At 44.2% G+C, this 12277-nt stretch carries 13 protein-coding genes; 9 read left to right on the top strand and 4 right to left on the bottom strand.

The window, feature by feature from the left end:
- Positions 1–37 precede the first annotated feature (37 nt).
- On the bottom strand, positions 38–898 hold the full coding sequence (locus ACRRSY_RS03005) for a ThiF family adenylyltransferase (RefSeq protein WP_432454648.1): 861 nt from the start codon (positions 896–898) through the stop codon (positions 38–40).
- A gap of 119 nt (positions 899–1017) precedes the next feature.
- Between ACRRSY_RS03005 and ACRRSY_RS03000 the strand changes: the two genes are divergently transcribed.
- Positions 1018–1776 carry a S1 family peptidase gene (locus ACRRSY_RS03000; RefSeq protein WP_432454649.1) on the top strand — a complete coding sequence of 253 codons (759 nt, stop codon included), beginning with the start codon at positions 1018–1020 and terminating at the stop codon, positions 1774–1776.
- 90 nt (positions 1777–1866) lie between these two features.
- On the opposite strand, the gene ACRRSY_RS02995 is transcribed toward ACRRSY_RS03000, so the two are convergent.
- From ACRRSY_RS02995 to kdgR, 3 genes are all read right to left on the bottom strand, one after another.
- A complete protein-coding gene (locus ACRRSY_RS02995) occupies positions 1867–2577 on the bottom strand; it encodes an exonuclease domain-containing protein (RefSeq protein WP_432464325.1) in 711 nt (236 codons plus the stop codon).
- Between the two features lie 10 nt (positions 2578–2587).
- Positions 2588–4450: a DUF294 nucleotidyltransferase-like domain-containing protein gene (locus ACRRSY_RS02990; RefSeq protein ID WP_432464324.1), complete on the bottom strand. Its 1863-nt coding sequence runs from the start codon at positions 4448–4450 to the stop codon at positions 2588–2590.
- Positions 4451–4526: 76 nt separating this feature from the next.
- Complete coding sequence (gene kdgR, locus ACRRSY_RS02985) at positions 4527–5309, bottom strand: DNA-binding transcriptional regulator KdgR (RefSeq protein WP_432454652.1); 783 nt, start codon at positions 5307–5309, stop codon at positions 4527–4529.
- 256 nt (positions 5310–5565) lie between these two features.
- On the opposite strand from kdgR, the gene kduD reads away from it, so the two are divergent.
- The 8 genes from kduD to ACRRSY_RS02945 all read left to right on the top strand — a co-directional run bounded on the left by kduD (position 5566) and on the right by ACRRSY_RS02945 (position 11651).
- Positions 5566–6327 (top strand): 2-dehydro-3-deoxy-D-gluconate 5-dehydrogenase KduD, encoded by a 762-nt coding sequence (gene kduD, locus ACRRSY_RS02980; protein WP_432454653.1) that lies wholly within the window; start codon positions 5566–5568, stop codon positions 6325–6327.
- 30 nt (positions 6328–6357) lie between these two features.
- Positions 6358–6876 (top strand): YgjV family protein, encoded by a 519-nt coding sequence (locus ACRRSY_RS02975; protein WP_432460868.1) that lies wholly within the window; start codon positions 6358–6360, stop codon positions 6874–6876.
- 15 nt (positions 6877–6891) lie between these two features.
- Complete coding sequence (locus tag ACRRSY_RS02970; protein ID WP_432454655.1) at positions 6892–7212, top strand: cupin domain-containing protein; 321 nt, start codon at positions 6892–6894, stop codon at positions 7210–7212.
- 42 nt (positions 7213–7254) lie between these two features.
- Positions 7255–7896 carry an RpiB/LacA/LacB family sugar-phosphate isomerase gene (locus ACRRSY_RS02965; protein ID WP_432454656.1) on the top strand — a complete coding sequence of 214 codons (642 nt, stop codon included), beginning with the start codon at positions 7255–7257 and terminating at the stop codon, positions 7894–7896.
- Positions 7897–8070: 174 nt separating this feature from the next.
- Positions 8071–9000 (top strand): sugar kinase, encoded by a 930-nt coding sequence (locus ACRRSY_RS02960; protein WP_432454657.1) that lies wholly within the window; start codon positions 8071–8073, stop codon positions 8998–9000.
- Between the two features lie 11 nt (positions 9001–9011).
- Positions 9012–9635: a bifunctional 4-hydroxy-2-oxoglutarate aldolase/2-dehydro-3-deoxy-phosphogluconate aldolase gene (locus ACRRSY_RS02955; RefSeq protein ID WP_432454658.1), complete on the top strand. Its 624-nt coding sequence runs from the start codon at positions 9012–9014 to the stop codon at positions 9633–9635.
- Positions 9636–9910: 275 nt separating this feature from the next.
- Positions 9911–10750, top strand: coding sequence for a 5-dehydro-4-deoxy-D-glucuronate isomerase (gene kduI / locus ACRRSY_RS02950; RefSeq protein ID WP_432454659.1), 840 nt, complete (start codon positions 9911–9913; stop codon positions 10748–10750).
- A gap of 124 nt (positions 10751–10874) precedes the next feature.
- Positions 10875–11651, top strand: coding sequence for an IclR family transcriptional regulator (locus ACRRSY_RS02945; protein WP_432454660.1), 777 nt, complete (start codon positions 10875–10877; stop codon positions 11649–11651).
- Positions 11652–12277: the final 626 nt, after the last annotated feature.

Raw genomic sequence — 12277 nt, 5'->3', positions numbered from 1 at the left:
GACTCCCACTATATTTCAGCGAATAGTTGCTAAGTCCTCAATTTAAAACCACTTTTTTCGCAATCTTAAACACCAACCGTTGCAAAGGGTTCCGATTGCCCATTGGCCGCCAGGTTTTTTTAAAACGATTCCGGTAAGCATCAAAATGTAAACCATGGGGAGCGGTGACTAAATCACCTCGTTTTAAAAGGATTTTTAATACATAAGTCGCCGCCACGCCTGCACACAACTTCACTGCCATCGGCGTCGACGGTCCTTTCTTCGCGTGAAAATCGGCCTTACTTGGATCGACTAAATAAGGGCGCTGCAACATTGCGGGAGACAAACCAATTAAAAACTTAATATATTGCTCATTTTCATCTTGGCAATCTTCAAAACGGAAATACTCTTCGTAATTCATACCACCAGGCATGAAACACAAAAATGCACAGCCCATACCGAGGGGGGCAGCGGTCACCAAAGGGATGTTTTTCTCTAGGCACTTCTGAAAAACTAACTTACGTGCCGATAGGGCAAAAAAATCGAGGCTATCAACATAAACATCCACCCCCTCTAAAAACTGGTCAACATTATGCTCAAATACACCCTCAGGAAAACTACAGATCTCGGCTTCGGGATTAATATCTAGGCAAACACTTTCCATCACCTTAACTTTATCTTGCCCAACGGTAGACATGAATGCGCCCGCTTGGCGGTTAAAGTTATGCACTTCATATTCATCAAAATCTGAAATATTAAATTTACCGACACCTAAACGCGCCAAGGTAACAATATGTTCGCTCCCCACCCCACCGGCCCCAGCGATGGCCACCCGCTTCCCGCGTAATAGTTGCTGTTCATCGTCGGTAAGCCACCCTATGTTGCGCGAAAATGCATCTTCGTAATTGAAACTCATCATTATTCATCCCTGTTATAACGTTTTTATCACAACACTTTATTTGATGTTCTTTTCATACTAGCTTGCCCTAGCCTAGAGTAAAAATTAATATGAGGCAGCATTTCAAGGAATAACTCTATATGCGGCTCATTCCAGTCATCGTAAGTCTTATCATCTTGGCGCTATACAGTAGCACCGCATCAAGCCAACTTGCCGATACCATTGAGCAGATCAAGCCCTCGGTGGTCGGCGTGGGAACGTTCAACAAATTAAACTCACCAAGAGCCACCTTACGTGGTACCGGATTTGCCGTTAGCGGCAATGTCATCGCGACCAATGCCCATGTCATTCCCAAAACCTTAAATCAACAACAAAAAGAACGCTTAGTGGTATTTGTTGGCCAAGGTCGGTCTCCCCAACTAAGGTACGCAACCTTGCTGGCAAGTAATCAACAGCACGACCTCGCACTCCTGAAAATTGAAGGAGAACCCTTAAGGCCAATGCGCGTGTCAAACCAAACGGTAAGGGAAGGCGAGCGATATGCCTTTACCGGTTTTCCTATCGGGGCAGTACTTGGACTTTATCCTGTCACTCACCGCGGTATCATTTCCAGTATTACTCCGGTCGTGATACCTGCGCGTTCAGCTCGAGAATTAAACCCTGCTCAACTCAAAAGATTGAAAGCGCCCTATAATGTCTATCAGCTCGACGCTACTGCCTATCCAGGGAATAGCGGAAGTCCGCTATACCACCCAGATACGGGCGAAGTCATAGGCATCATCAACAAAGTATTTGTCAAAACAACTAAAGAAGCGGTATTAAGTAACCCCAGTGCAATCAGTTACGCGATACCCGTGAAATACTTGAAGCAACTATTAGCAACCGTCAAACCACAGTAAAGCAACATGCTATAGCCAGCGGGCCTTTAAAGAGCCTGATCAGAATCAGTGATGGCCTGTTCAACCATGGCCAGAAGCGCCATGCTCAAGTTAGAGATGTAAATCTCGCAGGGAAGTCGTAGCTGCTATATTCAACTTCTTACACTGAACCATGAATAATTCAGCACAAGCGAAGGCATCACTGGCGGCGGAGTGAGAAACGTAGTCAGGTAAACCGTAGTGACGACGTAAATCATTCAGCTGAAAACTCTTATGTGCACCAGTTCTCCCCGAATAACTGAGTTTCTTTTCAATCGCTAAAGTATCAATGATATACAAAGGACAGTGTTCAATGCCAAGGTATTGTTTAAAGTAAGCATCTATAAAATTTCGTTCAATGCAAGCGCCATGCACCAATAACACCTTACCTGATAAAGCTTGAAATAACAGACTAATACCTTCTTCTAAAGGTAGCCCCCCATCAAGCATTTGCGGAGTAATCTGGTTTACTCTTGCACTATCCGCTTTTATGTATTGCCCGTGCGCAATGAACACCTCTTGCGCTTCAGCGATTTCTATCTGAGCAAGACTCATCGGCACCAGACCGATACTCAAAATTCGGTCTTCTTGAGGATCAACCCCTGTGGTTTCAAAATCTAAAGCCAAAAACTGAAGTGAGTTAAATGCAGCCGTAAGCGCGGGCAAAGGCGTCGATAAATATTGGCGGATCCCAAGTGACCACGTGGGATCTGCAAGCATCGCTAAACGTTGCGCTTCTGGGGACAGCTTTTTAGCAAAGGTTCTTTTCAGCGTCTTAAACATGGTTTTTCGCTCACGCCTTAATAAACCGCAATTTGGCTACACTTTGTAGCTCACTGATGATTTTAAAGGCCTCTTTAAGATGTTTTCGTTCGAAACTGCTAAATAAAGCAGGCGCAATATGATTATTCGGCTCTTTACCTGCTTTTATCGCGTGCATCTGGTGAATAAAACGAACTTGCGAAATAAAATGATAAGCGCCAATAATGTTGTCACAACTATCCTGAGAAAGCGTGCCTTGTTCCGCAGCATAGCGAAAACGTTCCTCGGTTCCGGTCAGCGATCCTCCCGCAGCGAGACTGAATATACGGGCTAAATCGATAATCAGGTTCAAGGCAAATTTCTTAATATTTAAAGTATTACTATGCTCTCCGCCCTTTTCCAGGACCAAATTATTGAAAATCCCTAACGGAGGTTGGGTATCAACTGCATCTTTGACTAAGGCAGGAATAAAATTACGGCTCTGCTGAATACACTGATGTAAATACTGCTGCATTTTATCAACCAATTCATGCTCGCCATAGATCGCACGAACTTCTAAAAAGACGCTAATACTCAATAACTTGTTGTATTCTGGGCTAGCCACCCACTTTTGATAATAGGCTTTCCATCGGCTTAAGGGCTGGCACCATTGAGCGGTAGCCGCCATATACTTACCATCACACAATGGATAACCACAGGCAGCTAAACCATTGCATACCTTCATCGCAAGATGCTGAAAGTAAACTCTATCAGCGGCACTAATCTCATCGGCCAGGACAATGGCGCTATCTTGATCGGATAACATATGGACTTCATTTCTGGCATGCGAGCCTGCCACCACCCATGCGTATGCCACTGGCGGAGGACCAAGTAGTTCCTCACAGAGTTGAATTAAACGACGCGTAAAAGCATCCATAATCATCGACATCACGCGCCCTTGAATTTCGGCGCTAACCCCACTGTCAACCAAAGACTCAAAAATCGACAAGCGCTCGTCTTTTAAGGTGGCCAACGAACCCACCGAACTGGCATATTTTATTTTTTCAATTAAAAATAACGCTTGAGTACGGTGATTATGTACCAAGTGAGAGGTGGTAAGTAAACCCACCACCTTTTGACCTTTTAATACAGGCAAGCAACGAATGTGATACTGCAACATCAAAGAAATGGCTTGGATCACCTTATCATCACTCTGGATCAGCGTCGGCTGTGGCGTCATCACTTGCTGGATAGGTAAGCTGCGGTCAATCCCCGTAGCAACCACACTACGGGTCATATCGCGATCCGTCACCAAACCCACAATGTCGTCGCCCTGCTTGACCACTGCGCAAGAGCTACGCTGCTCGCCGCACATTACACGAGCGACTTCTTGGATCGGGGTATCGGCGTCGACAATCGCAATGTTTTTACTCGCGACTTCTCCCACCGAACGGAAGAACAGACCATTATCCTCTTTACGGGAATAATCCACCGCCGAACTCAAACGAACTAAAGCTTGCGTGGCAAAATAATTCTCGCACTCTGGATATTCTTGACAGATCCGCTGTAGCTGCTGATGAGGAATTAAGTAAAGTAAGGAATCCTCAATGGCAACCGCACGATAACCATCTTCTGCTTTATCTAAAGGGCCTAAGAAAGTAAAACCAAACTGATCTTCTTTGCCCAAACGAGCACGTAATTCGCCGTCTTTCAGACGTTGCTCGATCGCCCCGGTGCGAATAATATATAAGTAACGTTGTTCACATTGAGCGCTAAACTGTATCTCTTCACCTCGAGTTAAGTAACTCACCTTCACTGAATTAGCTAAGCTATCCACCAGAGCCGTTGGTAGGCGATCAAAAGGATCGAGCTTCACGAGAAAATCAAAAACATTGATAGTAAGGGAGGTACCCATTTTAAACCCATTAAAAATGAAACAGCGTTTTACATACTAAGTTGGCACAAAAAAAACAGCCCGTAGGCTGCGGATTTTAGCTTGGATAATGCTGATAACCCAGTTGCTCAGAAATATTCTTGCCAGCCTTATGTAATAAGCCGACATAATAAGACATGCGCTTTTCATCGAAACGGATGGTCGGGAAAGAGATAGAAATACCTGCAATCACGTTACCAAAACGATCGAATATAGGGGCTGCAATACAACGTAGTCCAGGTTCTTGCTCTTCGTTATCTTCCGCATAGTGCTGCTGTCTAACCACTTGCAGTTCCGCCAGTAGCTGTTCTGTATTTTCTAAAGTCTTATCGGTATGTTTAATAAACTCCACACCAGTAAGAACTTCACGGACAAAGCTCTCTTCACGCCCTGCCAACAATACTTTACCAATGGCAGTACTGTATAAAGGATTACGGCGACCAATACGCGACTGCATACGTAGATTGTAACCCGAATCAATCTTGTGAATATAAATGATGGAGCTTTCGTCTAAGGCACCTAAGTGCAAAGCTTCATTAGTATGCTCGGAGATATGCCGCATTTGTTTATCGGCTAATTCAATCAGCTCAACATATTCTAATGACCGAGCGCCTAACTCGAATAACTTAAGGGTTAAAGAATATTTATCAGCTTCCCCCTCTTGAGAGACGTAGCCTAAGGTCTTCATCGTTTGTAAAAAACGATAGGTAGTTGCCTTAGACATCATGAGACGTTGTGATAGCTCAGAGACCCCAATCTCTTTTTGCTCGCCCAAGGCTTGCAGGATGTTAAACACCTTTAATACCGACGATACCGCCTCAGGCTGAGTTGCCTTTTCCATTACTTTCCCTTACTTAACTATGTTTGTTGACATTATAACCAAAGCTTTGCGAACGACCACTAATTTTGAAAACGGTTTTCAGAATTTTGAAACCGCGCATATAATTCAACGATTACTTATGCCTTCTTACCAATTTTTTTAAAACGTAATTTCAAAAATAAATGGAAAGCGGTTCTATTTGTTGGTATATTGAGCGCATTAATAGTGACACTTCAATTGAAGCTATCACTAAATTAGGTAGTTTAGAGGAAATAACATGATTCTTGATTCATTCAACTTACAAGGCAAAGTGGCCATTGTAACTGGCTGTGATACTGGTCTTGGCCAAGGCATGGCATTAGGTTTAGCTAATGCGGGTTGTGATATCGTTGGTGTAAACATTGTTGAACCCACCGAAACCATCGAAAAAATGGCGGAAACTGGCCGTAAATTTATCGACATTCGCGCCAACTTGATGAAGTTAGATGACATTCCATCAATTGTCGAAACTGCCGTGAAAGAATTTGGCCGTATCGACATTCTGGTAAACAATGCCGGTATTATTCGCCGCAACGATGCGATTGATTTCTCAGAGCAAGACTGGGACGACGTGATGAACATCAACATCAAGTCTGTATTCTTCATGTCTCAAGCAGTTGCCAAGCAATTTATCGCACAAGGTGAAGGCGGCAAAATTATCAACATCGCCTCAATGCTATCTTTCCAAGGTGGTATTCGCGTGCCTTCTTACACCGCATCTAAAAGCGGCGTGATGGGTGTGACTCGTCTTATGGCCAACGAATGGGCTGCTCACGGCGTGAACGTAAATGCGATTGCCCCTGGCTACATGGCGACAAACAACACCACTGCTTTACGTGCCGATGAAGCCCGTAATGCCGAAATTGTTGGCCGTATTCCAGCTGCTCGCTGGGGCACACCAGAAGATTTAGCAGGACCTTGTGTATTCCTTGCGTCTAAAGCGTCTGACTACATCAACGGTTATACCATTGCTGTCGACGGCGGCTGGTTATCACGCTAAACGCGACAAAAAAAGAGAGTAATTAAAATAATGGTGGTTGATTTATCTTTTGCGCAAGCATTAGGTTTTGTGAGCTTTGCTTTAGGGATATCAACCTTTTATCAGAAAAATGATAAAACCCTGAAGATTGTGATGTTAATCTTCAATCTCAACCATCTCGTACACTATTTATTGCTGGGCTCAGTCGTTTCTGCGCTCAGCGCTTTACTTTCTGCGCTACGAACCGCAACCGCGATTTATGTTTCATCGAAAAAGGTTGCGGTGGTATTTATCAGCATTAGTTTGGCCAGTGGCATTTACATGTCTGATACCCTCTGGGATCTCTGGCCGATACTAGGCACGATTATCGGAACCTACTCGGTATTTGTACTGAAAGGTATTCCGATGCGACTCGGCTTCCTCGCAGGGGCTAGTTGTTGGTTAATCAACAACATAACGGTGGGCTCCATTGGTGGAACACTCCTAGAAATTACCGTGATCCATATGAACTTGATCACCATCTACCGTTTAACCCGTGAACGTCGCCAAGCGCTGACCCTTAATCACTAACACATTAGGTGAACTATGTTTGTATTTAACGACCAAATCACTTTAGAAGACCTCGGAGCAGGCGTTTCTCGTAAAGTTCTTGCTTATAGCGATAACATCATGACGGTTGAAGTGCACTTCGAAAAAGGAGCCATTGGCCCAATGCATAGCCATCCGCATGAGCAATTAACTTACGTCATGTCGGGCGCATTCGAATTCACCATTGGTGATGAAGTAAAAGTCGTCAAAGCCGGTGACACCATGTATAAACAGCCAAATATTGAACACGGCTGTGTCTGCCTAGAAGCGGGTGTGTTGATCGACAACTTCACCCCTATGCGTAAAGACTTCGTTTAATCACACTTTAATTTATCGCAGCAAATACTGCAGGAGAATTTAATGAAAATTGCATTAATGATGGAAAATAGCCAAGCTGGCAAAAACGCAACAGTACTAGACCAACTACAAACAGTTGTTGGTGGACTAGACTACCCTGTTTACAACGTGGGTATGAGCGATGAAAACGACCATCACCTCACATACATCCACCTCGGCATTATGGCGAGTATCCTTATCAACTCTAAAGCGGTTGACTTTGTCGTTACTGGTTGTGGTACTGGCCAAGGTGCGATGATGTCACTCAACATCCACCCAGGTGTGGTATGTGGTTACTGTTTAGATCCTTCTGATGCTTTCCTATTCAACCAAATCAACAACGGTAATGCTTTAGCACTAGCGTTTGCGAAAGGTTTTGGCTGGGGTGCTGAGCTAAACGTTCGCTATATCTTCGAAAAAGCCTTCACCACTGGTGAGCGTGGTCAAGGTTACCCACTAGAGCGTGCAGAACCACAACAACGCAATGCTGGGATCCTTAACGAGGTTAAATCTGCTGTCGTTAAAGAAAACTACCTAGATACATTGAAAGCGATTGACTCAGAATTAGTGAAAACTGCAGTTTCTGGTGAGCGCTTCCAACAATGTTTCTTCGACAACTGCCAAGTGCCAGAAATCGAAGCCTATGTAAAATCAATTTTAGGCTAAACAACCTAAAATTTAGCGTGAACATTAAAAATGGCTAGCCTCGATGAGGTTAGCCATTTTTTTATGATACAACTTAGACCTTCATCACAAATTAATGAAACATCGTTTTAATTTTTATTTATAGCCACCCGGAATTGTGTATAATCGCGGCAATAAATGATCAGGAGCATTCTAATGACCCAAATTTCCCGTGTAGCCATTATCGGTGAATGCATGGTCGAGCTAAGAAAAGTTGCCGGTTCTCTAGAACAAGGCTTTGGCGGTGATACTTTAAATACCGCTGTTTACTTATCTCGTTTAACCAAACCACACGGTATTACGACTTCTTACGTGACCGGACTAGGGCTTGATCCTTTTAGTTCTGAAATGCTCGCGGCTTGGAAAGAAGAAGGCATTAATACCGAGATGGTCTATCTTTCTAAAGAAAAGCTGCCTGGCATTTACGCAATTGAGACCGCCGATGACGGCGAGCGTAGTTTTTTCTATTGGCGGAATGATTCAGCAGCAAAATATTGGATCAAAGATCAGCAATTAAGTGCACTCGCAAAAGACTTATGCCAGCACCAGATGATCTATTTAAGCGGTATTAGCTTAGCGATCCTATCTGATGAAAGCCGTGAAGCCTTAATTGAAGTGCTCACGATGTGCCGTAACGAAGGGGTAAAAATTGTCTTTGATAACAATTATCGCCCAGCACTATGGAAAGAAGCCGCCGAAGCGCAGGTTTTCTATAAGCGCATACTAGCAATTACCGATATTGCCTTCCTCACCTTCGATGATGAAGTACTATTATGGGGTGATGCCAATGAACAACAAGCCATTGAACGCAGCCAACAATTGGGCGTAACCGAGATTGTTGTGAAACGTGGCGCAGAAGCCTGTTATGTCGTAGATAAAGATGGCTTAACTGAGGTCGCCGCGAATAAAATCGATAAAGTCGTAGATACCACGGCCGCTGGCGATTCATTCAGTGCTGGCTATTTAGCAAAACGACTCACTGGTGGCGATATGCAACAATCGGCTCAGGCAGGCCATGTGCTAGCAGGAAATGTAATTCAACATCGCGGCGCGGTAATATCTCGCGACGTAATGCCAACTATTTAATGGAGACAAGCATGACAACCATCAATCAACGCCTTAGCGAGATCAAAGTTGTACCCGTTATCGCAATTAACGATGCTTCTAAAGCAGTAAAATTAGCAGAAGTACTGATTGAAAACGGCCTACCTTGCGCCGAAGTAACTTTCCGTACTGCGCAAGCAGCAGACGCAATCAAAGCAATGCGTGAAGCTTACCCTGAAATGCTAATTTGTGCCGGTACCGTACTAACACCTGCACAAGTTGACCAAGCGATGGATGCAGGTGCAGATTTTGTAGTCAGCCCTGGTTTCAACCCAAGCACAGTTAAATACTGCCAGCAACGCAATGTAACTATTGTTCCTGGTGTGAATAATCCAAGTCTGGTTGAACAGGCGATGGAAATGGGTCTTGAAACGCTTAAGTTCTTCCCAGCGGAAGCATCTGGTGGCGTCGCAATGTTAAAATCATTAGCAGCAGTTTACCCCGTTAAATTTATGCCTACTGGTGGTGTAAATCCCAAAAACGTGAACGATTACTTGGCACTATCAAGCGTATTTTGCTGTGGTGGTACTTGGATGGTTCCAAACGATCTGATCGACAACGAGCAATGGGATGAACTTGCTAAACTGGTCAGCGAAGTGGCCGGGATCATCGACTAATTCCTTCATAATTCCAATACTTAACTTTGACTATCATAGTCTCTTGGCGCCTTTACTCCTCATTTAGGCGTCTTTTTTTTGCCCCAATTATCTTACCTCGTCATTCGTCACTCAGCTTCCGAATCCTCGCACATACCAAGCAACGCAGCATCCCGTTGATTTAATTGATCGTAAGCAACAATGATCGCGTTCACAAAAACATTATTCATATACAAATCGAATTGATCATATTTAAATAGACACTACACTCAATATAATTATTGAATGAGGTTCTTATGATTATTAAACACGCCAGTCATCCAAGAGATGTCAAACAATTTGACACCGCTCGCTTACGCGAGGAATTCCTAACCGAGCAACTCTTTATCGAAGATCAGATCCAAGTGGTATATAGCCACATTGATCGAATTGTCGCGATCGGAGTATCACCCATTACGCAAGTACTCAAGCTAGCAGACTTTATCGATAACCAAGCTTTCGGTACCGACTTTTTCTTGCAGCGCCGCGAGCTGGGTATTGTCAATCTCGGTGGTAAGGCCTTGGTTGAAAGTGATAACGAACAGTACACGCTGGGTCATCTAGATGCAGCTTATTTGGCCAAGGGTGAAAAAAACATTCGATTTACATCCTTAAATCCCGAAAATCCAGCTTTGTTATATTGTCTTAGCGCCCCCGCTCACCAGCAATTTAGCTCACGTAAAATATCATTAGATGACGCCATTAAAATTGAACTCGGCTCGCAAGATACCGCCAATGAACGAGTGATCAACCAGTATATCCACCCAGATGTACTAGACACCTGCCAGCTATGTATGGGGGTCACTCATCTGCAGCCCGGCAGCGTATGGAACACCATGCCAGCCCATACCCATGAACGGCGTATGGAAGCTTACTTATACTTTAATATTCAACCTTCCCAAGTCGTTTTCCATATGATGGGGGAACCCCAAGAAACTCGCCATTTGGTGGTGAATAACCGCCAACTAGTGCTCTCGCCGAGCTGGTCGATTCACTCCGGCTGCGGCACCAAAGACTATAGCTTCGTTTGGGGAATGGTGGGCGAGAATCAAACCTTTGACGACATGGATTTTGTAGAAACAAGCCAACTACGTTAGCTCAAACCAAGCTTCCAATGTGGCAAGCAGAGTGTCAAAATTGGCACTCTGCCTTCAATTACACCAGAGGATCTCTGTGATCCCTCGTGAAGCATCACCTGCATAGGACCTTCCTGAACGAGCTATGAAAAATACCCCCTCTCCTGAATACCGAGCGCCAGCGCTAGAAAAAGGCTTAGAAATACTTGAGCTACTCGCCACCCAAGCCGAACCGCTGAGTAAAAAACAAATCGCCGAAAAGCTGGGGCGTAGTGTCAACGAAATATTTCGCATGTTATTGCTGCTAGAACAGAAAAACTACCTCGGTTATGACTTGGATAGTGCAACCTACTCACTAACCCTAAAAATGTTTACTCTGTCGAATCAACACCCCCCTATCGCGCTATTACTAAAACAAGCCCCAGCCTTACTTGAACAGCTTTGTGATCGGGTCAATCAATCCTGCCATCTGAGCCACTATCAACATGGTGAATTGGTGGTTATCGCTCGCCAAGAAAGTCCCTACAAGATGGGCTTTAGCCTTCGACTCGGAGCCAAGCTTAGTATCTGTAATTCTGGTTCAGGGATCATCCTACTCGCCTACAGTAACCCCCAGCAACGAAACCAGATTTTGGCCCAGCTTGAAGACACAGCAGACGAAAAAAATCAGGCTTTAGCCGTACTCGAACAAACCTTAGCGCAGGGCTACTTTGTTGGCCCCAGCCCTCAAATTTCCGGCGTGACCAACATCAGCGTACCCATCTTAAATGTTCACGGCGGGTTACTGGCGGTAGCGACCATTCCGTTTCTTAGTTTAAATGAAAATACCGTACATCATCCTGTCGACGACCTAGAGCATACCCGACAGCAACTACTCAAAATGGCCAAAAAATTAAGCCACAATTTGAGCCTTGAGGCTTAAAAAATTAAAGAATATCGCCTTGGCCGAAATGTTAACCCACAACAAGCGAGAGTCTCTGCTCTAAAATGAGCCTCGCTGAATCAACCAACTACCGCAGCTTATTCGCAAACCAAATGTTTAATCACCAAGAACTGTCTCCCCAACCCAATATCAAGCCCAAATACCAGACAAAAACACGCGCCTAAACGAGTACATTGGCCTCGCAGTATAAAAGCCTAAACAAGCTTCACACTTTGCCAAGCAAACACTTTCTATTTTTATGCATTCATATATATTGAATATGCTAATTAATATTATTGAAATACTGTTTTACACGTGAATTTATTGATGGTGCAACTCCTAAACGCTGCCACACTTATCAATATTAAAATCGCACAAATCAATCTACGTTCTGGATCAATTGCTCATTGTGGGAATGCCAAACCATTGCGTTTCTACTCAGAGAACAGCTCCAAGCGCAGTTTAGATAACCGATACAAGCTAAATGAAAACACCACACGACGTCTGTGATGAAATAACCTAGCTGTTTTGAAATTCAACAGAGTTCCAGATCGAACTCTAAGGCAAATCCTTGGAGGACTAATTTGCAAACGAGTACCCGCCTTCAAGGCACAACAACGGTTTGT

Source organism: Agarivorans sp. QJM3NY_33 (genome assembly GCF_050870865.2).
Taxonomy (GTDB): domain Bacteria; phylum Pseudomonadota; class Gammaproteobacteria; order Enterobacterales; family Celerinatantimonadaceae; genus Agarivorans.
Note: the sequence above shows the minus strand (reverse complement) of the source record. Positions and strands in the feature narration are given on the sequence as shown.

Excerpts from the sequence above, each read along its gene's own strand:
- ACRRSY_RS03005 (WP_432454648.1), bottom strand. The coding sequence starts at position 898 with ATGATGAGTTTCAATTACGAAGATGCATTTTCGCGCAACATAGGGTGG.
- ACRRSY_RS03000 (WP_432454649.1), top strand. The coding sequence starts at position 1,018 with ATGCGGCTCATTCCAGTCATCGTAAGTCTTATCATCTTGGCGCTATAC.
- ACRRSY_RS02995 (WP_432464325.1), bottom strand. The coding sequence starts at position 2,577 with ATGTTTAAGACGCTGAAAAGAACCTTTGCTAAAAAGCTGTCCCCAGAA.
- ACRRSY_RS02990 (WP_432464324.1), bottom strand. The coding sequence starts at position 4,450 with ATGGGTACCTCCCTTACTATCAATGTTTTTGATTTTCTCGTGAAGCTC.
- kdgR (WP_432454652.1), bottom strand. The coding sequence starts at position 5,309 with ATGGAAAAGGCAACTCAGCCTGAGGCGGTATCGTCGGTATTAAAGGTG.
- kduD (WP_432454653.1), top strand. The coding sequence starts at position 5,566 with ATGATTCTTGATTCATTCAACTTACAAGGCAAAGTGGCCATTGTAACT.
- ACRRSY_RS02975 (WP_432460868.1), top strand. The coding sequence starts at position 6,358 with ATGGTGGTTGATTTATCTTTTGCGCAAGCATTAGGTTTTGTGAGCTTT.
- ACRRSY_RS02970 (WP_432454655.1), top strand. The coding sequence starts at position 6,892 with ATGTTTGTATTTAACGACCAAATCACTTTAGAAGACCTCGGAGCAGGC.
- ACRRSY_RS02965 (WP_432454656.1), top strand. The coding sequence starts at position 7,255 with ATGAAAATTGCATTAATGATGGAAAATAGCCAAGCTGGCAAAAACGCA.
- ACRRSY_RS02960 (WP_432454657.1), top strand. The coding sequence starts at position 8,071 with ATGACCCAAATTTCCCGTGTAGCCATTATCGGTGAATGCATGGTCGAG.
- ACRRSY_RS02955 (WP_432454658.1), top strand. The coding sequence starts at position 9,012 with ATGACAACCATCAATCAACGCCTTAGCGAGATCAAAGTTGTACCCGTT.
- kduI (WP_432454659.1), top strand. The coding sequence starts at position 9,911 with ATGATTATTAAACACGCCAGTCATCCAAGAGATGTCAAACAATTTGAC.
- ACRRSY_RS02945 (WP_432454660.1), top strand. The coding sequence starts at position 10,875 with ATGAAAAATACCCCCTCTCCTGAATACCGAGCGCCAGCGCTAGAAAAA.